General features: G+C 73.5%; 10 protein-coding genes and 2 pseudogenes. 11 read left to right on the forward strand and 1 reads right to left on the reverse strand.

Annotated features, from left to right (window positions below; all coding sequences use genetic code 11):
* Positions 1-204 precede the first annotated feature (204 nt).
* The 11 genes and pseudogenes from SCWH03_RS25855 (at position 205) to SCWH03_RS25905 (ending at position 23,212) form a co-directional block, all read left to right on the forward strand.
* On the forward strand, positions 205-6,864 hold the full coding sequence (locus SCWH03_RS25855; protein WP_254077027.1) for a non-ribosomal peptide synthetase: 6,660 nt from the start codon (positions 205-207) through the stop codon (positions 6,862-6,864).
* Positions 6,861-12,416 carry a non-ribosomal peptide synthetase gene (locus tag SCWH03_RS25860; RefSeq protein WP_173266914.1) on the forward strand — a complete coding sequence of 1,852 codons (5,556 nt, stop codon included), beginning with the start codon at positions 6,861-6,863 and terminating at the stop codon, positions 12,414-12,416. The genes SCWH03_RS25855 and SCWH03_RS25860 overlap by 4 nt, the downstream gene beginning before the upstream one ends.
* Positions 12,413-13,564 carry a saccharopine dehydrogenase NADP-binding domain-containing protein gene (locus tag SCWH03_RS25865; protein WP_173266916.1) on the forward strand — a complete coding sequence of 384 codons (1,152 nt, stop codon included), beginning with the start codon at positions 12,413-12,415 and terminating at the stop codon, positions 13,562-13,564. The genes SCWH03_RS25860 and SCWH03_RS25865 overlap by 4 nt, the downstream gene beginning before the upstream one ends.
* Positions 13,561-15,642, forward strand: a complete 2,082-nt coding sequence (locus SCWH03_RS25870) for a Gfo/Idh/MocA family oxidoreductase (RefSeq protein ID WP_173266918.1) — start codon at positions 13,561-13,563, stop codon at positions 15,640-15,642. Before SCWH03_RS25865 ends, SCWH03_RS25870 begins: the two co-directional genes overlap by 4 nt.
* An 8-nt stretch (positions 15,643-15,650) precedes the next feature.
* A pseudogene (locus tag SCWH03_RS25875) lies at positions 15,651-15,983 on the forward strand (cytochrome P450); the annotation flags it as partial.
* Positions 15,984-16,078: 95 nt separating this feature from the next.
* The gene (locus SCWH03_RS25880) at positions 16,079-16,948 is read left to right on the forward strand and encodes a thioesterase II family protein (RefSeq protein WP_173266920.1); all 870 of its coding nucleotides are present in this window, start codon (positions 16,079-16,081) and stop codon (positions 16,946-16,948) included.
* A gap of 37 nt (positions 16,949-16,985) precedes the next feature.
* Positions 16,986-17,714, forward strand: coding sequence for a class I SAM-dependent methyltransferase (locus tag SCWH03_RS25885; protein ID WP_173266922.1), 729 nt, complete (start codon positions 16,986-16,988; stop codon positions 17,712-17,714).
* Complete coding sequence (locus SCWH03_RS25890) at positions 17,711-19,597, forward strand: ABC transporter ATP-binding protein (RefSeq protein WP_173266924.1); 1,887 nt, start codon at positions 17,711-17,713, stop codon at positions 19,595-19,597. The genes SCWH03_RS25885 and SCWH03_RS25890 overlap by 4 nt, the downstream gene beginning before the upstream one ends.
* Entirely contained in the window at positions 19,594-21,342 is a 1,749-nt protein-coding gene (locus tag SCWH03_RS25895) for an ABC transporter ATP-binding protein (protein ID WP_173266926.1), read from the forward strand. The genes SCWH03_RS25890 and SCWH03_RS25895 overlap by 4 nt, the downstream gene beginning before the upstream one ends.
* A 56-nt stretch (positions 21,343-21,398) precedes the next feature.
* Positions 21,399-22,805: a salicylate synthase gene (locus tag SCWH03_RS25900; protein ID WP_173266927.1), complete on the forward strand. Its 1,407-nt coding sequence runs from the start codon at positions 21,399-21,401 to the stop codon at positions 22,803-22,805.
* A gap of 71 nt (positions 22,806-22,876) precedes the next feature.
* Positions 22,877-23,212, forward strand: coding sequence for an ArsR/SmtB family transcription factor (locus SCWH03_RS25905; protein WP_173266929.1), 336 nt, complete (start codon positions 22,877-22,879; stop codon positions 23,210-23,212).
* Positions 23,213-23,587: 375 nt separating this feature from the next.
* Here SCWH03_RS25905 and SCWH03_RS29440 read toward each other — a convergent pair.
* Positions 23,588-24,046 (reverse strand): annotated as a pseudogene (locus tag SCWH03_RS29440) (class I SAM-dependent methyltransferase); the annotation flags it as partial.
* Positions 24,047-24,176 lie beyond the last annotated feature (130 nt).

Genomic DNA, 24,176 nt, shown 5'->3' on the forward strand with positions numbered 1-24,176 from the left:
ACGACGACGATAGGAAGTGTGGAAATGATAATCATTACCATATAGGGTAGGGTCGACCCCGCGTGAGGGAGATTGCGGCGTCCGCCACGATCCGACTCCCGCCCGTTCGACCGGAAGGCCCCACCAGTGAGCGATGAAGCAGTCGTCCAGGCGCGGACGGCGGAAGCCGGCAGCGACGGCGGTGACGTTGGTGTGCCGGCCGACGTGCGAGAGGCGGTCGTTCGCGCGCTGGGGGTGGCACCGGACGAGCTGGACGACGACCGCGACCTCTTCGAACTCGGTCTCGACTCACTGATGCTGATGTCTCTGGTCGGTGCCTGGCGGCGCGAGGGCAGTGCGGTCACCTTCCAGGACCTCACGCGCACCCCGACCCTCGCGGCCTGGGAGGCCCTGCTTGGGAAGGGACGTCACGGAAGGGCAGTCGCCCCCGTCGCGCCTCCCGCCCTCGCCGCGCGGCTCGGCGCGGCGGGGGCCGACGCGCAGTCGGACACGTTCCCGCTCGCCACGATGCAGCACGCCTACTGGATCGGACGCCAGGACGGCCAGCCGCTCGGCGGTGTCGCCGCGCACTTCTACGTCGAACTCGACGGCCACGACGTCGATCCGGTCCGGCTGGACGCCGCCCTGAAGGCGCTCGTTCGGCGGCACGGCATGCTGCGGGCCGTCTTCGACGACGACGGCCGTCAGCGCTTCGGCGACCCGGAAGTCGCGCTCACCATCCACGACCTGCGCGAACGCGACGCCGACGAGGCCGAGTCCGAGCTGGAGCTGCTGCGCGAGCGCAACACCCACGCCCGCCCGGACCTCACTGCCGGCCACGTCTTCCGCGCGGGCCTGTGCCTGCTCCCCGACGGCAGGACCCGCCTGCAGATCGACCTCGACATGATGGCCGGCGATGCGCTGAGCCTGCGGGTCCTCCTGTCCGACCTGCGCCGCTTCTACGACACTCCCGACGACCCGCCCCGCGAACTCACCCTCGACTACCGCCACTACCTCGCGGAGCACGACGCCCGGCGTAAGACGGAACGCGAGCAGCACGCCGCCTGGTGGCGGGAGCGACTGCCGGACCTGCCCCGCGCCCCGCGCCTGCCGACCACCGTCGACCCGCTGACCCCGGTCAGCCCGGACGACACCGCGCTCACCCACTCCCGCCGCCTGCACCACTGGCTGGGCCCCGCCGACAAGGCGGCGCTGATCGGCGCGGCCCGCCGGCACGGCATCACCCCCGCCGCCGCCCTCGCCACCGCCTTCGCCGAGGTCATCGCCGCCTGGAGCGACAGCCGGCGGTTCCTGCTCAACCTGCCGCTGTTCGACCGGGAGCCGTTCGCCCCGGAAGTCGCCCGCCTGGTGGGTGACTTCAGCAGCTCGGTCCTGCTCGACGCGGACATGAGCGCGCCCCTGCCGTTCTCCCGTCAGGCTCGCGGCCTGCAGGAACGCCTGCAGGAGGGCATCTCCCACGGGGCGTACGGCGGTGTGGAGGTGCTGCGCGACCTCGCCCGCCTGGAGGGCGCCCCGGTGCTGGCCCCGGTCGTCTACACCAGCGCCATCGGGCTCGGCGAGGTCTTCGAGCAGGATGTGCAGAAGTCCTTCGGCCACCCGTCCTGGATCATCTCCCAGGGTCCGCAGGTCTACCTCGACGCCCAGGTCACCGAACTCGACGGCGGCCTTCTCCTCAACTGGGACGTCCGGGACGGCGTGTTCGAGGCCGGTGTGCCGGACGCCGCGTTCGACGCCTACCGCCGCTTCATCACCCGCCTGATCACGGACCCCGGGGCCTGGGACCGGCCGGTGGACGGCCTGCTCTCACCCGACGTCCTGCCGAGGCGGGCGATGGCGGCCCTGCCGCCCACACCCGTCCCTGACCGCGCCCTGCACACCCGCTTCTTCCGGCTCGCCGAGACCGACCCGGGCCGAGCCGCAGTCGTCGGCACCACCGGCGACACGCTCACCTACGGCGAACTCGCCTACGCCGCCCGGCGGATCGCCGCGCTGCTGCGCGCGAACGGAGTCCGGGAGGGCGACACCGTCGCGGTCACCCTGCCCAAGGGTGCCGACCAGATGACCGCGGTCCTCGGCATCCTGGCCGTCGGCGCGGCGTACGCACCCGTCGGCGTGGAACAGCCCGCCGTACGCCGGGCACGCATCCACAAGGTCGCCGGCGCGTCCGCCGTGCTCACCGACCGGGACCACGCCCCGCTCTGCCCGGGCGTCCCAGGGGCTCCGGTGCTGCTCCTGGAGGATGCCGCGGCTCTGGAGCCCGCACCGGTCGTCCAGCCGGACCCCGCGCTGCCCGCCTACGTCCTGTTCACGTCCGGCTCGACCGGAGTGCCCAAGGGCGTCGAGGTGCCGCACCGCGCGGTCGTCAACACCGTCGAGGCGATGGAGGAGCAGCTCGGTCTCGGGCCCTCGGACCGCACCCTCGCCATCTCCGCGCTGGACTTCGACCTCGCCGCCTGGGACATCTTCACCCCGCTGTCCCTCGGCGGCCAGGTGGTCGCCGTGAGCGAGGAACACCGCCGCGACGCCCACCACTGGGCGCGGCTGGTGCCTGAGCACGGGGTGACGCTGGTGCAGTGCGTGCCCGCCCTGCTGGACCTGCTCATGGCCGCCGGAGAGGACGAGGGCCTCGGGACCTCCCTGCGCATGGTGCTGCTCGGCGGCGACTGGGTCGGTCTCGACCAGCCCCGCAGGCTGCGGGCGCTGGTGCCCGGCTGCCGCTTCGTGGCCCTCGGCGGCATGACCGAGGCCGCCGTCCACTCGACGGTGTTCGAGGTCGAGGAGACCGACCCTGCCTGGAAGTCCGTCCCCTACGGCGTTCCCCTGCGCAACATGCGGGCCCGCGTCGTGGACGGACGGGGACGCGACTGCCCCGATCTCGTCCCCGGAGAGCTGTGGATCGGCGGTCCCGGCGTGGCGAACGGCTACCGCGCGGACCCCGAGCGCACCGCCGAACGCTTCGTCGAGTACGACGGCGAACGCTGGTACCGCAGCGGAGACCTGGCCCGCTACCGGCCCGACGGCGTACTGGAGTTCCTCGGCCGCGCCGACCACCAGGTGAAGATCGGCGGCCACCGCATCGAACTGGGCGAGGCCGAGTCCGCACTGGAGGACGACCCCACCGTGCTGCACGCCGTCGCAACCGTCCTCGACACACCCGTACGGCACCTCGCCGCGGCCGTGTCCGCACACGGTGACGCGGCCGATCCGGACCAGATCCGCCAGCGGGCGGCGCAGCGCCTGCCCGCCTACATGGTTCCCGAGCGCGTCCTCGTCCTGCGCGATCTGCCGCTCAACGCCAACGGCAAGCTCGACCGAGCGGCCGTCCACCGGCTGCTGACCGAGGCCGCAGGCCAGGACGCCCCCCGCACAACGGCACCGCTCGGCCCGGTGGAGACCGCTGTGGCGGCCGAGTGGGCCGAACTCCTCGACGTGGCCGAAGTGGGCCGGGAGAGCAGCTTCTTCCTGCTGGGCGGCGACTCCCTCGTCGCGACCCGGATGATCGGCCGGCTGCGCGCCGCCGGCTTCCCCGGCGCCCGCGTGGCCGACCTCTTCGCCCGCCCCGTGCTCCATCACTTCTGCGAGACGCTCCGGTCCTCGGCCGCCACCGGCACGGAGCCGGCCCCGGCCGCCGCGCACGTCCTGGTGCCCGAACCGGAACGCGCCCACGAGCCGTTCCCGCTGACGGACGTCCAGGCTGCGTACCACACCGGCCGCGACCCCCGCTTCACCCTCGGCGGCGTCGGCACATGGCACTACACGGAGTTCGACGGCACGGACGTCGACGTGGACCGGCTGGAGCGCTCCTGGAACACCCTCGTCCGGCGCCACGGCATGCTCCGCGCGGTCGTCCAGGACGGCCACCAGCGCGTCCTGCCCGAGGTGGCGGTGGTACGCATACCGGTGGAGGACGTCCCGGACGGTGACGCAGCCGAGGCCCTGGCCGGTCTGCGCGCCCGGCTGTCCCAGCAGGTCCGCGACCCCGCCCGGTGGCCGCTCTTCGCGGTCGAGGCGGTGCGCTACCGCGCCGCGGAGAACACCGGCGAGATACGGACCCGCATCGGCATCGGCCTGGACTACCTCGTCCTCGACGCGCTCTCCATCACCACGCTGTATGCCGAACTGAACGCGCTCTACGCCGACCCGGACCTCGAACTGCCGACCGTGGACGTGACGTTCCGCGACTACCTGACCGGCCTGCCGGCGGACCCGGAGGGGGCCGAGCGCGCCCGCGCCCACTGGCGGGCCCGGCTGGCGGAACTGCCGCCCCCTCCCGCCCTGCCCTTCGACCGGGACCCGGCGACGCTCGACGCGCCCGTCTTCACCCGGCGCCGGCTGAGCCTGCCCGCCGAGGACTGGCAGGCCGTCAAGCGGGACGCGGCCCGGCACGGCCTGACCCCCTCCACCGTCCTGCTGGCCCTGTACGCGGAGGTCCTGGCGGCCTGGAGCGGTGCGGACGCGCTGACCGTCACGCTCACCCTCTTCAACCGGCGTGACGTGCACCCCCGTATCCACCGGGTGCTGGGCGACTTCACCTCCCTGTCCCTCGCGGGCCACCGGCGCGACGGGCAGTCCTGGCTCGGGGCGGCGGTCGCGCTGCAACGCCGGCAGGCGGAGGACCTCGACCATGCGGACGTACCGATCGACTGGCTGCTGCGGGAGTTCGGCCGGCGCACAGGCACGGTCGACGCCGCCGCGCCCGTGGTGTTCACCAGTGCCGTCGGCGTCGGTGACGCGACGCTCGCCGGGCCGGGCACCGGGTTCCCCGCCAAGGTCTGGGGCATCTCCCAGTCCCCGCAAGTGTGCCTGGACAACCAGGTCACCGAGGAGTCCGGAAACCTCGTCGTCACCTGGGACGCCGTCGAGGAACTGTTCCCCGACGGCGTGCTCGACGCGATGTTCGGCGCCTACGAACGGCTGCTGCGGTACGCCGTCGCCGGTGACTGGGACGCACCACTGCCCGATCTGCTTCCCGCCTCCCAGTACGAACGGCGGGCCGCCGCCGCACGGGAGGCCGCCCTGGAGCCGGTGGTCCCGCGTCCGCTGCACGAGGCGTTCTTCGCCCACGCGTCGGCCACCCCCGACCGCACCGCCCTCGTCACGACCGAAGGGGAGGAGGTGACCTATGGCACCCTCGCCGACCAGGCGCTGCGCGTCGCCACGGCGCTCGGCGGCGCGGGCGTGCGCCCGGGGGACCTGGTCGCGGTCACCCTGCCCAAGGGCACGGAGCAGATCGCGGCGGTCCTCGGCGTCCTCGCGGCCGGCGCCGCCTACGTACCGCTGAGCCTCGAACAGCCCGCCGCGCGGCTGGAGCGGGTGCACGCCACCGCCGCTTTCCCTGTCGTCGTGGGCGGTTGGCCCGCCTCGGAAGATACCGGCCCCCGCCCGCTGTCCTTCGTGGACACGCAAGGCCACGAGCCGCTGCCCGCGCCGTACGAGACGTCCCCCCGGGCACTCGCCTACGTGATCTTCACCTCGGGTTCCACCGGCGAGCCGAAGGGTGTCGAGATCACCCACGGCGCCGCCTGGAACACGATCGCGGACATCAACGCCCGGCACGGCATCACCGCGGACGACCGCGTCTTCGCCCTGTCGGCACTGGACTTCGACCTGTCCGTATACGACGTCTTCGGCCTGCTCGCCGCGGGCGGCTCCCTCCTGCTGCCCACTGAGGACCAGCGCCGTGAACCGGCCCGCTGGCCGGGCCTGCTCGACCAGTACGGCGTGACCCTCTGGAACACCGTCCCGGCCCTGCTCGACCTGCTCCTCGATGCCGATGAGCAGGAAGGAGGGGAAGGCGGCCGGATATCGCGACTGCGGACCGCACTGGTCTCCGGCGACTGGATCGGCCTCGACCTGCCCGCTCGGCTGCGGGCGCGCACGTCCCCGATCTGCGCCTTCGTCGCCATGGGAGGGGCCACGGAAGCCGCCATCTGGTCCAACACCCTCACCGTCACCGAGCCGGACCCCCGGTGGGTGTCCATCCCCTACGGACGCCCCCTGACCGGGCAGCACTACCGGGTGGTCGACCGGGGCGGGCGGGAGTGCCCCGACTGGACGCCCGGCGAACTGTGGATCGGCGGCGAGGGACTGGCCCGCGGCTACCTGGCCGACCCGGTCCGCACCGCCGAGAAGTTCGTCGAGCAGGACGGGCGGCGCTGGTACCGGACCGGTGACCTGGGCCGGTTCCGGGGCGACGGGCTGCTGGAGTTCCTCGGCCGCCTCGACAGCCAGCTGAAGATCGCCGGCCACCGCATCGAGGCCGGCGAGATCGAGGCCGCACTGGAGGCCCACCCGGACATCGCGCGGGCCGCCGTCGTGGCCGTGGGGGAGCGCACCGCGAAGCGCCTGGCCGCCTTCGTCGTCCCGCACGAACCGGCGTCCGTCGAGTCCGGCACGTCCATCGAGCCCGCCACGCCCGTGGAAAACCCCGAACTCACCGAGGCCCTCTTCGCCCTGCTGGCCGAGCGGGTCCCCGTCTACGCCGTTCCGTCCCGCATCCAGCTGCTGCCCGCCCTGCCTCTGACCGCGAACGGCAAGGTCGACCGCGGAGCCCTGGCCACTCTGGCGGGACCGGAGACGGTGAACGTGGGGGCCGAACCGCCAAGCGGCGAGATGGAGACGGCCCTCGCCGGGCTCTGGCGCGAGTACCTGCCGCACTGGGTGCCGGACCGCAACGCCAACTTCTTCACCGCGGGCGGCGACAGCCTCACCGCGCTGCGCCTGCTTACTGGGATCGAGCGCCGCCTGGGGGCCATCGTGCCCGTCCGGCGCTTCTTCGCCGCACCGACCGTCGCCGCGCTCGCCGCGGACATCACCCGAACGCTCGCGGCCCACGGGACCGCCTACGAGACCGGAGAGCTGTGAACATCGCTGAACTGCTGGCCCGTTACGCCGACGAGGGCGTGGTGCTGTGGGCCGAGGACGGGCAACTGCGCTTCCGGGCGCCCCAGGGCCGGCTCACCGACACGCACCGGGCCGAACTGCGCACGCACAAGGAAGCCATCCTGCGCCACCTGGAGGCCGGGGAGCCCTCGCTGCACGCCGACCCCGAGCACCGCCACGACCCCTTCCCGCTGACGGACATCCAGGCCGCCTACCTCATCGGCCGCACCGACGCCTACGCCTACGGCGGCGTCGGCTGCCACGCCTACGTCGAACTGGAATACCCCGACCTGGACGTCGACCGTGTCACTGCCGTGTGGCGGGAGCTGGTCCAGCGGCACGACATGCTCCGCGCCGTCGTCCACCACGACGGCTACCAGCAGGTCCTGGCCGACGTTCCCGCCCTCGACGTCCGAGCCGACGATCTGACCGCGCTCCCGCCGGCCGGGGCCGAGGCGGAGGTGGAGCGCACCCGGGCGCGGCTGTCCGCACGCGAGGAGCCCACCGACCGGTGGCCGCTCTTCGACGTGCACGTGAGCCGGACAGCCGAGCGGGCCGTGCTCCACCTATCCTTCGACATGCTGGTCGTGGACCACGCCAGCCTGCGCATCCTGCTGGCCGAGTTCCAGCGCGGCTACGGCGGCGCCGCCCTCTCGGAGGCACCGCGGATCACCTTCCGCGACTACGTCCTGGCCCGCCGCGCCGTCGCCGACACCGACGCGTACACCCGCGACCGTGCCTACTGGACAGAGCTGCTCGACACCCTGCCGCCCGCCCCCGAACTGCCCCTCGCCGAAGCCTGGCAGGCAGCGGTGAGAGACCCGGGCCAGACGGGCCGCACTCCGGCCTCCGACGGCTCGGTGACCTTCCGCCGCCTGGAGGTGCTGCTGCCCGCTCCAGACCGGGACCGCCTCACCGAGCGGGCCGCGCGACGCGGGCTGACCCTGTCCACGGCACTGCTCACCGCGTACGCCGAGACGGTCGGGGCCTGGTCGCGCACCAGCCGGTTCACGCTCAACGTGCCCACGGTGGACCGCCCCGACCTGCACGAGGACATCGACCGCCTCATCGGCGACTTCACCTCGCTCGAACTGCTCGCCGTCGACCTGGACGCCCCGGCCGGCTTCGCGGAGCGGACCAGGACCGTCGGTCAGCAGCTCCTGGAGGACCTCGCGCATCCCCTGTTCACCGGCTCGGACGTGCTCGCCGAGCTGTCCCGCAGGGCCGGGGCCCCGGTGCTGATGCCGGTCGTCTTCACCAGCGCCCTCGGCACCGGCGCCACCTCTGAGGGCGTACCCCCCGAGGTGACGTACGCCGTGACCCGGACCCCGCAGGTGTGGCTCGACTGCCAGGTCATGCACCGCGGCGACACGCTGAGCCTGTCCTGGGACATCCGGGAGGGCGCACTCGCCCCCGGCGTGGCCGACGCCATGTTCGAGGCGTACACGGCACTCGTGCGCGCCCTGGCGGACGAGGGCGAGGCCGGTGAGGCCGCCTGGGACGCACCCGCCGTCATCCCCCTGCCCGAGGCGCAGGCGGTGCGCCGGAACCTGGTCAACGCGACCGAGGGCCCCCTGCCGGACGCCCTCCTCCACGAACCCGTACTCACCCAGGCCGCCGTGACACCGGACGCGATCGCGGTCCGCACCCCCGAACTGGCTCTGACCTACCGGCAGCTCGTCACCCGGGCTAGCGCGCTCGCTGAGGCGCTGACGGCATCCGGACTGCGTCCCGGGGAACCCGTGGCCATCTGGGCGGACAAGGGCTGGGAGCAGGTCGTCGCGGTCTTCGGCATCCTCATGGCGGGCGGCGCGTACCTCCCCGTCGACACGGCCCAGCCGCCGGCCCGCCGGGACACGATCATCTCGGACGCCGGCGTCCGCACGGTCCTCACCCAGTCCTGGCTCGCCGAACTCGACGACCTCCCGGAGGGGGTCACGGCCGTCGCCGTGGACCTCCTTCCGGAAGGCACGGCAACCGCGCCCGGCACTCCGGTGCCCCGGCGCGATCCGGACGACCTCGCGTACGTCATCTACACCTCGGGCTCCACCGGCACGCCCAAGGGCGTGATGATCAGTCACCGGGCCGCCCTCAACACCGTCGAGGACATCAACCGCCGCCATGCCGTCACCGAGCGCGATCGCGTCCTCGGCATCGCGGGACTCGGCTTCGACCTGTCCGTCTACGACCTCTTCGGGCCCCTCGCCATGGGCGCCACCCTCGTCCTGCCCGCCGCCGACCGGCGCGGCGACCCCTCCCACTGGGCCGAACTCGTCCGCGACTTCGGGGTGACCGTGTGGAACTCGGTCCCCGGCCAGCTCCACATGCTGTGCGACTGGCTGCGCTCCGAGCCGCCCGCCGACGACGCCTCGCTGCGGCTCGCGCTGATATCCGGCGACTGGATACCCGTCGCCCTGCCGGACCAGGCCCGTGAACTCCTCCCGGGGCTGGAGATCATCTCCCTCGGCGGCGCCACCGAAGGCTCCATCTGGTCCATCGCCCACCCCATCGGCGAGGTGGACACCGCCCGCCCGAGCATCCCGTACGGCAAGCCCCTGACCAACCAGACCTTCGCCGTGCTCGACCGGCACCTGCGGCCACGGCCCGAATGGGTGCCGGGCGAGCTGTACATCGGCGGCGCCGGCGTCGCCCTCGGGTACTTCGGCGACGAGGCCCGCACGGCCGAGCGGTTCCTCACCGACCCCGCCACCGGGGAGCGGCTCTACCGCACCGGCGACCTCGGGCGGTACCTGCCCGACGGGACCATCGAGTTCCTGGGCCGCGAGGACGCCCAGATCAAGATCCGCGGCTACCGCGTCGAACTCGCCGAGGTGGAGGCCGCCGTACAGGCCCATCCCGAGGTCGCCGCCGGTGCCGTGATCGTCGACGACTCCGCGGCGGGCGGCCGGCGCCTGGCCGCGTTCGTGGAGACGGCCCGCAAGGACGCCGACGCGGCCGGCCAAAAGGCCGGTGAGCTCGCGGCGGCGCGGCGGGCGCGGGCGCGTACGGCCGCCGCCGACGCCGTACGGGAAGCCTCCACGGCCGTCGACGCCGCACGCCTCACGGAGTTCCTGACCGCCCTCGACGACGTCGCCCTCGCCGAGATGACCCGCGTTCTCGACGCCTGCGGAACGTTCGCCGCCGGCGCGTCGCGGACGGCGGACGAGGTGGGCACGGCGCTGCGCGCCACGCCCGGCCACCGGCACATCGTCCGGCGCTGGCTGCGCGCCCTGGCCGCCCGGGGCCGGTTCACCCACCGCGAGACCGACGACACCTACTCCGGACTGGCCCCCGTCTCCGCGGACGACGCGGAGCGCGCCTGGCGGCGGGCCGCCGAACTGGAGCGCGAGATCGGGTGGAGCACCGAGCTGCTCACCGTCATGCGCACCTGCGCCGGGCGGCTGCCCGAGCTGGTCTCCGGGGAGACGGGCATCCAGGAGCTGCTCTTCCCCGGCGCGGCGACTCAGGCCGCGGACGCCGCCTACCGCGACAACCTCGCCATCCGGCACCTCAACCGGGCGGTGGTCGCCGCGCTGCGCGAGATCGCCGCGGGCCACACCGGCGAGGAGCGGCTGCGCGTCCTCGAAGTGGGCGGCGGAGTCGGCGGCACCACCGGCGAACTGGTGCCCGTCCTCGCCGAGTACGGCGTCGACTACCTGTTCACCGACCCTTCCGCGTTCTTCCTGAACGAGGCCCGCGAGCGCTTCGCCGACCACGCCTGGGTCCGCTACCAGCGCTTCGACGTCGACGAGGACGCCCGCGCCCAGCACCTGCAGCCCAACACCTTCGACGTGGTGATCTGCGCCAACACCCTGCACGCCGCCGCCGACGCGGACGCGGCCGTGGGCCGGCTGCGGGAACTGCTCGTCCCCGGCGGACAGCTCGTCTTCGTGGAGAACACCCGAGACGAGAACCTCCCGCTGCTGGTCTCCATGGAGTTCCTGGAGGTCGCCGGACGGACGTGGACCGACGTGCGCGAGAACACCGGACAGTCCTTCCTCACCCACGCCCAGTGGCGTGAACTCCTCGACGCGCACGCCGCGTCCGAGGTCACCTCGCTGCCCGAGGCCCAGGACGCCCTGGCCCTGACCGGCCAGGAGGTCTTCTTCGCCACCCTGAAGGACGACCGGCACCACATCCCGGTAGGCGAGCTGGCCCGCACGGCGGCGAACCGGCTCCCGGAGTACATGCTTCCCTCGGTGTGGCAGGTCGTCGACACCCTGCCCCGCACGGCCAACGGCAAGACCGACCGCGCCCGCCTGCGGACCTGGCTGCCCCGCGAGAGCGCCCCGGTCGTCGTGGACGAGAAGCCCAAGGACGAGTTGGAGAACAGCCTCGCCGAGCTGTGGTCGGAACTCCTCGCGGTCGAACACGTCACCCGCAACGACGACTTCTTCGACCTCGGCGGCGACTCGCTCCTCGTCGCCCGCATGGTGGGCCGGCTGCGCGAACGCGTACCGCAGGCCGCGGACCTGGAGTGGGAGGTCGTGCTGCGCCACATGCTGCGCCGCCCCACGGTGGCCGGTCTCGCCGCTTTCCTGCGCTCCCTGGCCGGCCCCGAGGACGCGCCGACCGCCGGCGCCGTGCGCACGGACCCGATGATCCACCTGCACGGCACGCGCTCCGACGACGAGCCGACCACCGTGCTGGTGCACGCCGGAACCGCGACGATCATGCCGTACCGGGCGCTGATCACCGAGATCCGGCGCCGCTCGCCGGGCCTCGCCGAGGTCGTGGGCGTGGAGGTCCCGGACCTGAACCAGTTCCTCGCCGCCCCGCCGCACGGCCTCATCGAGCAGATGGCGGCCGACTACGCGCGGGCCCTGACGGCGGACGGCCGCCGTCGCTTCCACGTCGTCGGCTACTGTCTGGGCGGGCTGATCGCCACCGAGGTGGCCCGCAACCTCGCCGAGTCCGGCGCGGACGTGGAAAGCCTCACCGTCATCAGCAGCCACAGCCCCCGCTTCCGGCTCGACGACGAGCTGCTCGCCGAGTACTCCTTCGCCGTCATGATGGGCATCGACCCCGCCGACCTCGGTTTCCCGGACGACCAGTACCGGGTGGCCGCGGCAGCCGACGCGGTCCTGGCCGCCAGCCCCGGCGTCCTTCCGGACGGCGGACTCGCCGCGCTGCCCCAGGAGTTCGCGGACATCGCGACGCGCTTCCGGGAGATGGCCAAGGTTCCCCGCGCCACCCGCATCGCGCGGATGTGCGAGGCGGTCCCCGCCTCGGCCGGCACCTACGAACCCGACCACATGACGCGGCTGTTCCTCGCCTTCCGGCAGAGCGTCTTCGCCATCACCCGCTACGACGCCGAGCCCTACGCGGGCGACATCACCTTCCTGCGCCACGACGGCGCCTACCCCTTCCCGGGCAGCAAGGACGCCGTCACCACCTACTGGGAGGAACTCACCCTGGGCGACCTGGACATCGTCGACATCGGCGGCGACCACTACAGCTGCCTGTCCGTCGAGCACGCGCCCGGCATCCTCAAGACCCTCGGTGAGCTGACCCAGGGGGCGATCACCCGATGACCAAGCCTGTGATCGGGGTCCTGGGCGCCTCCGGCGCGGTCGGCCGGGCCGCCGTACGCGAACTGCGCGCCCTCGGCCACACCGGCCTGCGCCTGGGCGGCCGGACCGCGTCCGCCCTGTGCGCGGTCGCCGAGGAGAACCCCGCCGGCCACGACGAGACGGTCTGGGCCGACGCCACCGTGCCGGACGGCCTGCGGGCCTTCACCGAGGGCTGCGACATCGTCCTCAACTGCGTCGGTCCCACCTACCGGCTCCGCGCCACGGTGGCCTTCGCGGCACTCGACGCCGGCGCCCACTGCGTCGACGTGGCCGGGGACGACCCGGCCGCCGAGGACCTCCTCAAGAGCGGCGACCCGGCCCGCGACGACCGCACCGTCGTCCTGTCGGCGGGCGCCCTGCCCGGCCTGTCCAGCCTGCTGCCCCGCTGGCTGGCCGGGCAGGGCCTGGACAACGCCGCCGGGCTCACCGCCCACTGCGGCGGCCTGGAAACCTGTTCGCCGACGGTGGCGCACGACCTGATGCTCTCCCTCACCTCGGGAGGCGCGGACGGCGCGGCCTACGGCGAGGCCCTCGCCGCCGTCCGCGGCGGCCGGCGCAGCCCCCGCGCCCTGCGCGCCGACGAGGACACCGAACACCCGTCGTTCCCCGGCCGGGTCGCCGAACAGCCCTACCTCAGCGGCGAGAGCGAACGCCTCGCCACCGTCCTGGGCCTGGACCGGCTCGACTGGTACAACGTCCACCCCGGTCCCGCCGTACGCGCGCTGCTCAACGTCCTGCCGGGCCGCCTCGCCGCAGGCGACGACCCGGACCGGCTGGCGGAGCGGCTGATCCTCGCCGCCGACCTCGACCTGGCCGGACGCAAGCCTTACTACGTCATGGACTTCGCGCTGTCGGGCACCGCGTCCGGGGTGCCGGCGACGGCGGGACTGACCCTGCGCGCGGCCAGCAGCTACCGGCTCACCGCTGCCGTGGGCGCGCTGGCGGTGGACGCGGTGCTGCGGGGCGGGGTGCAGACGGGCGTGCACTTCGCCTGCGACGTGCTGGACCCGGACACCGTGGTGCGGCACCTGCGCTCCCACGGGGTCGCCGACCTCCGGCTCACTGGGACGGCGGCCGGCGCCGAGCAGGTGGAGGAGGGGGTCCTGTGAGCGCCTCGACGCCGCTGCGCGTGCTGGTCTGCGGGACCAACTTCGGCCGCTTCTACGCCGAGGCGGTACGCCGGCGCCCCGGTTTCACCCTGGCGGGCATCCTGAGCAGGGGATCGGCGGCCTCCCGGGCATACGCCGAGAGCCTCGGCGTCCCCTTCTACTCGGACACCGGCGACCTCCCGGCCGGCATCGACGCCGCCTGCGTGGCCGTGAGCTCATCCATCTCGGGGGGTGAGGGAAGCGAGCTGGCCAGGGCGCTCATGGACCGGGGCATCCACGTCCTGCAGGAACACCCCGTGCACCTGGCGGAGTTGACGGGCAACCTCAAGCACGCCCGCAGGCGGGGGGTGCAGTACCGCCTCAACACCCACTACCCGCACGTCGCCCCGGTCCGCGCCTTCATCGAGGCCGCCCGCCGTCTGGTCGTACGGCAGCGACCGCTCTTCCTGGACGCCGCCACCCCGGTCCATCTGATGCACCCGCTGGTGGACATCCTCGGCCAGGCCATGGGCACCCTGCGGCCCTGGCGTTTCGCGGACCCGGCGCCGCTGCCCGCCGAGATCGGGCCGCAGCCGTTCCGCTCCCTCCACGGCGTGTTCGCCGGCGCACCCCTCACCCTGCGGGTGCACCACCAGCTCGACCCGTCCGACCGCGACAACCACGCCCTGCACTGGCACCGCATCTCCCTCGGCACCGAGGGCGGGGTGCTCACCCTGGCCGACACCCACGGCCCCGTGCTGTGGAGCCCCCGGCTGCACATCGGGCGGGACGCCGACCGGCGCTTCGTCCTGGACGGCCCGGGCACCGGCCGGCTGGGACTCGGGACCACGGCGGTGGTCGGGACAACGGGAACGTTCCGTACGGTCTTCTCCGACCTGTGGCCCGAAGCGATCGGCAGCGCACTGGACGGACTCCGCGAGGCCGCCGCGCAGGGTGGCGACGCCCTGCGCGCGGGGCAGTACGACCTGGCCGTGTGCCGCATCTGGACGGACCTCGCGGCCCGGCTGGGGCCACCCGAGATCGTCCGGCCCGGCACGCCCCGCCCCCTGGCGGTCAGTGACGTCATCCCTGCGCCGGAGGGGTTCCCGCACGACACCGCTCCCCGCTCCGTACCGGCCTCGCGTTCCGGCGACCGGACCGGCGACGCAGGCCCCGGCCCCGCCGGGGAGACGGCCCGCCGCCCCTCACCGGAAGCGGGACCGCCCCGCCCCGCGGACGCCGCCTCCTACTCCCCGTCGGCCGAGTTCTTCGACCTCGTCGCCGCCGACCACACCGCGACCGCGAGCGCCCCCGCGATCGCCGCCCTCCTCGCCGACGCCGACCTGAGCACCGGTCCGGTGGTGGACATCGGCGCCGGCACCGGTCTGGTGACCGAAGCCGTCGCCCGCGCCCGGCCGGACGCGGAGATCCTCGCCTGCGAACCGTCGGTCGGCATGCGCGCCGTGCTCACCAGCCGGGTCTTCAGCGACGAGGACCTGCGGACCCGGGTCACCGTCACCGCGGACGCCGCTCCCGACCTCGACCTCCCCGACCGGATCAGCGTCGTGCTGCTCTGCGGGGTCCTCGGCCACCTCGACGCCGAAGGGCGGGCCAGGCTGTGGCGGCGGCTGACCCGACGGCTGGCACCGGGCGGGCTCGTGGTCGTCGAACTCATGCAGTTCGAGGAGCCCTTGACCCTTCCCGAGACCCGGCTCGCCACCGCCACCGCCGGACGCCACCGCTACGAGTGGTCCTTCGGCGGCGCACCGGACGCGACGGAGGACGGCGTGATGCGCCTGCACTCCACCTGGCGGGTCTACCGGGACGGCGCCCCGCAGGCGGAACGCGAGGTGCGCGACTCCTACCGCTGGGAGCCCTTCGGACTGAAGGACGTGGTCGCCGAGTCCGGCATGACCGCGCGCACCCTGCCCACCCGCCCCGGCGCACCCCCGCTGGCCGTGCTCATCCGGACGCCGGACACGTCCGAGCCGGCCGCCGGAGCGCACCTGCCGCACGCGCGGACCGCGCCCGACGGCCCGGACTCCCCAGCAGGCCCCCGCACCGCCACCCCGCTCGTCTCCTCCTCCACCGACGGCTAGGAACCTCCATGAGAACCCCCGAGACCCCGACGTCGTCCTCGACCCCGGAACACCCCGCCACCGACACCGTGCCGGACTCCGCCGCCCCGCCCCGGGACTTCCCGATCCAGCGAGGCTGCCCCTTCGCCGCACCCGCCGAGTACGACGCGCTGCGCGCCCACGACCCGGTCGCCCGCGTCACCCTGCCGACGAAGAAGGAAGCGTGGGTGGTCACCCGCTACGACGACGTGCGCGAACTGCTCTCCGACCCCCGCGTCAGCGCCGACATCCGCCGACCCAACTTCCCCGCCCTCGACGAGGCCGAACAGGAGGCCGGTGCCAGGTTCCGCCCCTCCATCCGCCGCGTCTCCACGCTCCGCCTCGCGGGGGAGCGGGACGAGGTCGCCGTCAAGCACGACTCGGCCACCTTCGGCCTCGAAGAACTGATGGTGACCTGGTGACCGCTCCCTTCCCACCGCACGCCTCCTTCCCGCCCGACGCCCACCCCTCCGCCCGGACCTCCGCCCGTGCCGCCCGCGCCGACAGCCCGTGGATCAGGCGGTGGAGCGGCGGTGCCGCGCCCCGGTTCACGCTCATCTGCCTGCCGCACGCGGGTGGCAGCGCCGGTTTCTACCGGCCCTGGGCGGCACTGCTGCCGCCCGAGGTCGAACTCCTCGCCATCCAGTACCCCGGCCGGGAGGACCGTTCCGAGGACCCCGAGGCGGCCGGCATGGACGAGCTGGTGGAGGCGGTGGCGGACGCCGTCGCGCCGCTGCTCGACCTGCCGTACGCGCTCTTCGGGCACAGCATGGGCTCCGCCGTGGCCTGGGAACTGGCGCACGAGCTGCACCGCCGCGGACTCCCGGGCCCGCGCCGCCTGTTCGCGTCGGGCCGGGCCGCACCCGGCATGGCGGTGACAGGGCAGCTGCACCGCCAGAACGACGATGTACTGAGCGCCGAACTGGTCCGGCTGGGCGGCACGAACCGAGAGGTCCTGGACGACCCCGGGCTGCGCTCCCTGATCCTCACGGCCGTACGCCACGACTACCGGATCATCGAGACCTACCGGCCGCCGGACCGGTCACCGCTGTCCTGCCCACTGCACGTCCTGACCGGCGACGCGGACCCGGAACTCGGCGAGGAACGCAGCCGCGACCGGGCAGGCGGCTGGGCGGACCTCACCACCGCCCGCACCGAGGTACGCGTCTTCCCCGGCGACCACTTCTACCTCACCCCGCGACGCCGCGAGGTGGTCACCACCGTCCTGCGCAGGCTGGACCCGTCGCTGACCACCGGCGGCCCGCACACCTGGCCGAGCACTCCGTGAGCCACTCCCGCCCGACCCATGACGTCCGGAGACCGACGTGATCGACTACTACTCGACCTCGGCCGAGTTCTACGAACTGGTCGCCACCCGGCACACCGCAAGCAGCGGCCCCCCGCTCACCGGCGTCCTCTCCGACCTGGACGTGTCCCACGGCCCGGTCCTGGAGATCGGCGCGGGCACCGGCCGCGTCACCGAGGTCATCGCCGCCGCACTGCCGGACGCGGAGATCCTGGCGGCCGAGCCGTCGGCCACCATGCGCGCCATGCTCACCTCCCGGGTCGCCCGCGACCCGGACCTGCGCCGGCGCGTCACCGTCGTGGACGGGTCCGCCCAAGACCTCGTCCTGCCCGAACGGCTCTCCGCCGTCGTCATCTTCGGGGTCGCCGGCCACCTCACCGTCACCGAACGCGTGGCCCTGTGGAAGCGGCTCGCGGACCGCCTGCCCGACGGGGCACCCATCGTCGTCGAACTGATGGGAGTCTCCTCGCCCCGCGTCATCCCCCCGGTGATGTCCCTGAGGGAGACCATCGGCTGCCAGACCTACGAGTGGTGGATCGGCGGCGAACCCACCGAGGGCGACGCCATGCGGTTCACCACCACCTGGAAGGTCCTACGCGACGGACGCACCGTCCGCGAGGTCGCCGACAGTTACGACTGGCACACCTTCGACGTCGCCCGGCTGGCCCGCGAGGCCGGCATGACCAGCCGCCGCATCACCGAGGCGGGTGGCAGGCCCATCCCCGAAATCGGAGTACTCGTCAAGTGAAGTCACAACCGTCCGAGCCCGGCCCGGCCCCGGCAGCCCAGGACACCGAAGCCGGCGGCGCGGGCACCGCCGGCACCCCGCCCCCGCTGCGCGCGCTCGCCGAGCCCGTGCGCGGGCGACTGGCCCTCGCCGTCGGCCTCCAGGCCGTCGCCGCGCTCGCCGGAGTGGTCCCGTTCATCGCCGTCTCCCGCATCGCCGGGCGCCTCACCGCAGGGTCCCCGGCCGACGGCGAGGCCCTCTGGCCGCTGGTTGCGCTGGCCTGCGCGTCGGGCTTCGTCGCTCTGGTGTGCGGCACGGCTGCCGGCGCCCTCGCCCACCTCGCCGACAACGACCTCCAGCTCGCCCTGCGCCGCCGCCTCGCCCGGCACATCGGACGGCTGCCGCTCGGCCGGCTCACCGACCGCGGCACGAGCGAGGTCAAGCAGGCCGTGCAGGACGACGTGAGCGCGCTGCACACACTGTTCGCCCACACCCTGCTCGACGTCGTCTCCGTGCTCACCGCCCCGGTGCTCATCCTCGTCTACCTGTTCACCGTGGACTGGCGGCTCGCCCTGTTCAGCGTGGTCCCGCTCCTGCTGGGCGTGTTCCTGTTCAGCCGGGCCATGGCGGGCGCGGCGGCGCAGATGGCCGAGTTCGGTGCCGCGGTGGGCCGGATCTCCGCCGCCGCCGTGGAGTTCGCCTCCGGTATCGCTGTCTTCAAGAGCTTCGGGCGCGGCCGGAAGGCCCACGAGCGTTTCGTCCGCGCGACCGAGGGCTTCGCCGACTTCTTCTCCGGCTGGGTCCGCTCCACCCTGGTCACCTCCACCGCCGCGATCCTGGTGGTCGCCCCGGCCGTCGTCCTGCTGCTCCTGACGGTGATGGGCGCGGTCTTCGTCACCCAGGACTGGATGACCGGCGCCGAACTCGTCCCCTTCCTCCTGCTCGGCCCCGCCGTCGCCGCGCCCATGGGCGTCGTGGGTCCGCGCATCCAGCAGATCCGGGCCGGCCAGGCCGCCGCCGTACGCATCACCGAACTGCTGGACGCGCCCGCGCTGCCCGAACCGGCCACCCCCGCCCTCCCCGTGGGTCACCACATCTCCCTGCGCGGGGTGTCCTTCTCCTACGACGGGCACACCGACGTCCTCAGCGGCGTCGACCTCGACCTCGTGCCCGGCACCGTCACCGCCCTCGTCGGCCCCTCCGGCTCGGGCAAGTCCACCCTGGCCTCGCTGCTGCCCCGCTTCCACGACGTCACGGCCGGCACGGTCACCCTCGGCGGCGCCGACCTGCGGGACATCCCCGCGACCGAGCTATACCGCCGGGTCGGCTTCGTGCTCCAGGACGTACGGCTGCTGCGGGCGAGCGTCGCCGACAACATCCGCCTGGGCCGCCCCGACGCCACCGACGAGGAGGGCGAGCGGTGCGCCCGCGCCGCCCGCATCCACGACCGGATCACGGCGCTGCCCGACGGCTACGCCACCGAAGTCGGCACGGCCGTCACCCTGTCCGGCGGCGAGGCCCAACGCCTGTCCATCGCCCGGGCGTTGCTCGCCGACGCGCCCGTCCTCGTGCTCGACGAGGCGACCGCGTACGCCGACCCGCACTCCGAGGCGCTGATCCAGGACGCCCTGTCCGCGCTGGCGGCCGGCCGCACCCTGCTTGTCATCGCCCACCGGCTGTCCACCATCCGCTCCGCCGACCGGATCGTGGTGCTGGAGGACGGACGCGTCACCGAACAAGGCCGCCACGACGACCTGCTGGCCGCCGGCGGCCGCTACGCCGCGCTGTGGGAGGCCCAGCGGACCGCGGGCCCGGACGAGACCGACGGCGTACCGCACCAGCGGTCCGCCCCCGTGGGGGCGGACCGCGCGGCGGACGACATCCGAGAGGGAAGTGCACGATGATCCGTCAGCTCTACCGAGTACTGGGCCCGGAGGGCTCCCGGCCGCTGAACCGGCTGCTCGCTCTCCAGGTCGGCGCGGCGATCCTCCAGGGCATCGCCTTCGCCCTCCTCGTACCCGTCCTCAAGGCCCTGCTCGGCACGGACCCCGACGGCGTCTGGCCCTGGCTGACGGCGTTCACCGGATGCGTGGTCGCCCACGCCGTACTCCAGGGCGCCGCCCTCAGCGGCGGCTTCACCGTCGGCTCCCGGCTCTCCCGGGTGCTGCACCGCCGGATGGCCGACCAGGCGCTGCGTCTGCCGCTGGGCTGGTTCACCGCCGGGCGCACGGCCGAGTTCAGCCGGCTGGCCGGACAGAACGTCATCCAGGTGATGAGCACACCAGCCCACCTGTTGCGCCCGTTCATCAGCTCCGTCCTCACCCCGGTGACGCTGGTGGCCGCCACCTTCTGCTTCGACGTCCGCACCGCCCTGGTGCTCCTGGTCTGCACGCCCGTGCTGTTCGCCGTCCAGCAGACCAGCACCTCGGTGATGCGCCGGCTCGACCTCGCCCGTGACGCGGCGATCGGCGAGTCCGCGGACCGGGTCCTGGAGTACACGCGCAACCAGCCGGTGCTGCGGGCGTTCGGCCGGACCGCGGAGGGCTACGGCGCGCTGGACGACGCGCTGGTAGCGGAGGCGCGCGCCGACCGGCGGCTCATCGCGCGTGGCCTGCCCGGCCTGGTCTCCTTCACCTTCGCCACCCGGATGGTGTTCGCCCTGCTGCTTGCACTCGGGGTCTCCTGGCACCTCGACGGTTCAGTTGCCGTGCCGACCCTGCTGGCCCTGCTGGTGCTGCTGGTCCGCCTCATCGACAGCGTGTCGTCCGCCGCCGAGGCCGGCGCGGGCATGCGCATCGCCCGCAACACCCTGGAACGGCTCGGCGCCGTCCTCGACGAGCCGCCCTTCCCCCAGCCCGCCGAGCCGCAGACACCCCGAGACGCGAGCGTGGAGTTCACCGGGGTGACCTTCCGGTACGACGCGGGTGAGGCGAGTGGGCGTCCGGTCCTGAACGACGTGACCTTCCGCCTTCCCGAGCGCAGTATGACGGCCCTGGTGGGCCCCTCCGGCGCCGGCAAGACCACGGTCGCCTCGCTGATCGCCCGTTTCCGGGACACCACGGAAGGCACCGTGCGCATCGGCGGCGTCGACGTCCGCGACATCGCCGCCGATGACCTGGCCGCCCACGTCTCCCTCGTCTTCCAGGACGTCTACCTCTTCGACGGGACCATCGAGGAGAACGTGAGGCTCGCCGCGCCGGACGCCGGCCCGGCCGAACTGGCCGAGGCCGCGGCCCTGTCCGGGCTCGACCGGGTGATCGAGGAACTCCCCGACGGCTGGGACACCGAAGTGGGGGAGGGCGGCGCACGCCTGTCCGGCGGGCAGCGCCAGCGCGTGTCCATCGCCCGCGCCCTGCTGAAGGACGCCCCGATCCTCGTCCTCGACGAGGCCACCGCCGCGCTCGACCAGGAGAACGAGGCACTGTTCGCCGAGGCCGTTCGCACCCTCGCCGACCGCAAGACGCTGCTGGTCATCGCACACCGGCTCAGCACCGTCGTCCACGCCGACCAGATCCTGGTGCTGGAGGACGGCGAGATCACCGAACGGGGCACACACGACGACCTGGTCACGGCAGGCGGCACGTACGCGTCCTTCTGGCAGCGGCGCGCCCGGGCCCACGGCTGGCGGCTGGAGGCGGCACGGTCATGACCCCGCACCCGGCACCAGCGATCCCCTCCGTAGGGACAGAGAGAAGGCACGACAGGATGAGCACCGGCACCCGGAACAGCTGGGACGCGTGGGCGGGTTCCGTCCCGCAGCTGACCTGCACGAGCACGCAGGCGCCCTGCCACGACCCCGCGGCCACCGCCACCCGTCTCGCCCGGGCCGGCCTCGCCGACCAGTACATGGTCTACGAGGCGGAGGGCGGTGCCTGGCACTTCGCGGCGGGCTCCAGCGTCAGCCTCACCGCACACGCGAACGTCATCACCGCACGGGCGGCGGGACGGACCTGGACGTCACCCACCGGCCGGCGACCACTGACGGAGTTCGCCGCCGCGCTGCGGGCCCTGTCCGCGATGCACGCGGCGGACAGCATCGGAACGCACTTCTACGGCTGGGCGGCCTTCGAACTCGCCCACCTCCTCCATGCGGACCCCGAGGCCACCGGTGAGAAACCTCTGCTGCACGCGCTGATCCCGTCCGTCGAGGTGACCCTCACCGGCGAGCACACCGTGGTCCGCGCGGTGGACGAGGCGTGGGTTCGCAAAGTCGCCGACCTGCTCGCGGAGGCACCGGAACGACAGCCCGCGTCCGGCGGGACGACGCCGGAGGGGGCCGAGCGCATCATCGCCGCCGGCACGGCCGCCTACGGCAGCGCGGTCGCCCGTACGGTCGAGGACATCCGCGCCGGGCTGTTGGAGAAGGCCGTGGTCTCCCGGAAGGTCCCGCTGCCGGCGGGGCAAACCGTGGACTTCCCCGCGACCTATCTGGCGGGCCGCCGGGCCAACACCCCCGCCCGCTCCTACCTGCTTGACCTCGGCGGCTACCGGGCGGCCGGGTTCAGCCCGGAGACCGTCCTCGAGGTCGGGGAGAACGGCCGCGTCAGTACCCAGCCGCTCGCTGGCACCCGCGCCCGCAGCGCCGACTCGGCGGAGAACGACCGCCGGCGCGCGGAACTGCTCACCGACCCCAAGGAGATACACGAGCACGCCGTGTCCGTACGCCTGGCCTGGGACGAGATGGCCGCGGTGTGCCGGCCGGGCTCCGTGGTGGTCGAGGAGTTCATGGCGGTCCGGCCGCGCGGATCGGTGCAGCACCTGGCGTCGCGGGTGACGGGCCGGCTCCGGCCGGACTCCGGGCCGTGGGACGCCTTCGCCGCCCTCTTCCCCGCCATCACCGCCACCGGCGTCTCCAAACGCGACGCCCTCCGGGCCCTTGCACGCCATGAGGAAGGCCCCCGGGGCCTGTACGGCGGCGCGGTCTTCCGAGGCGGCACCGCCGGGGCCCTCGATGCCGCCCTCGTCCTGCGCACCCTCATCGGCGAAGGCGACGAGGCGTGGCTGCGGGCGGGCGCGGGGGTCACTGCCCAATCCAGCCCCGAACGCGAGATCGAGGAGACCTGCGAGAAGCTCCGCAGCGTTGCTCCGCACCTACGGTTCGCCACGGACTGACCATGAGCGGTGCGCGGTATCGAGCAACTGCGGGACAGCCAGGGCGTCAGGACGACGTGTACGCTCACGGAGTGCCGGCCCTCGCTGCTGACATCGAGGTGCTGGCCAGGTTCGGCCGCGCGCTCGCCGATCCGATCCGCTGCCGTGTCCTGCTGCTCCTGCGGGCCGCGCCCTCCTACCCAGCCGACCTCGCCGACACCCTCGGCGTCTCCCGGACAAGGCTGTCGAACCACCTCGTGTGCCTGCGTGACTGCGGCCTGGTCGTGGCCGTGCCGGACGGGCGACGTACGCGGTACGAGATCGCCGACGAACGCCTCGGCCACGCCCTCGACGATGTACGTACCGCGGTCGTGGCTGTGGAGACCGACCGCACCTGTGGGGACTCCGGGGCCGAGGACTGCTGCTGACGGCCATCGGGACCCGTGGTGAGGTCTGCTAGGTGCAGCAGCCGGGCCGGCAAGCCGTTGCACGGCGAGCGCGGACACCATCTGCTGGTAGGGGAGCGGCAGCTCGGCCAGCAGGGGCCCCGGAAGGCTGGTGAGGGTGTGCGACGCGAGTACGCCGATCCCGGGCCGCCAGTCGGCCAGTCGGGCCGGGTCGGGACAGTGCCAGCGCATACGGGCGTCGACCTTGCTGAGGGCGTCGTGCTGTTCCTGGGTGTCGAAGAAGCCGGGCCCGGCGGTGTCGAGGGCCAGCAGGGAGCCCGGGAACCGGTCGGCGAGCAGATCGACGACCCGGCGCACGTCGGGTTCGTGCAGGTAGGGCAGCACGGCCTCCGCGACGAACAGGTATGGCCCGGCGGTGCGCGAGGCTACCTCGGTGGCCCATGCCTCGTCCGTTACCGAGGCCGCGATCATCGTCCGACGCGGAGTGTCGGTGAAGAAGGAGGCGCGCAAGTCGATCACATCGGGCAGGTCGAGTTCGAACCACCGGGCGCGGCCGTTGTCGACGCGTTCATAACGCGTGTTGAGCCCGGTGCCGAGCTCGACCACGGTTCCGTCGGGATGCGCGGACAGGAAGTCAGCCACCCACCGGTCGAAGAGAAGGGTGCGCAGCAGCGCGCCGGTGAGGCTGGGAAGATCGTCGAAGCGTGCGAAGTCGTAGTCGATCGCGGCGACGATCTCTTCGGCCCGCGCGTCGCGCAGCAGGGCGTATTCCCTGCGGTTCTCCACCGCGCGGGCGTACAGCGGGATCAAGAGTGTCTCCTGCACCGTTCCCAGGCGTGGCTTTTCCCAGTCCATGAGCGGCCTCCACAGTTGTGTACCGGGCCGGACGGTGCCGTGGCTGCGACCACCGTCCGGCCCGGAGTCTCAGTGCCCCGTCAGGCCGCCGAGCGGGACGTGCTCGTGCGCGCAGCTCTCGTCGAAGCCG

The sequence above is a fragment of the Streptomyces pacificus genome (genome assembly GCF_011766325.1).
GTDB classification, from domain to species: Bacteria; Actinomycetota; Actinomycetes; order Streptomycetales; family Streptomycetaceae; genus Streptomyces; species Streptomyces pacificus.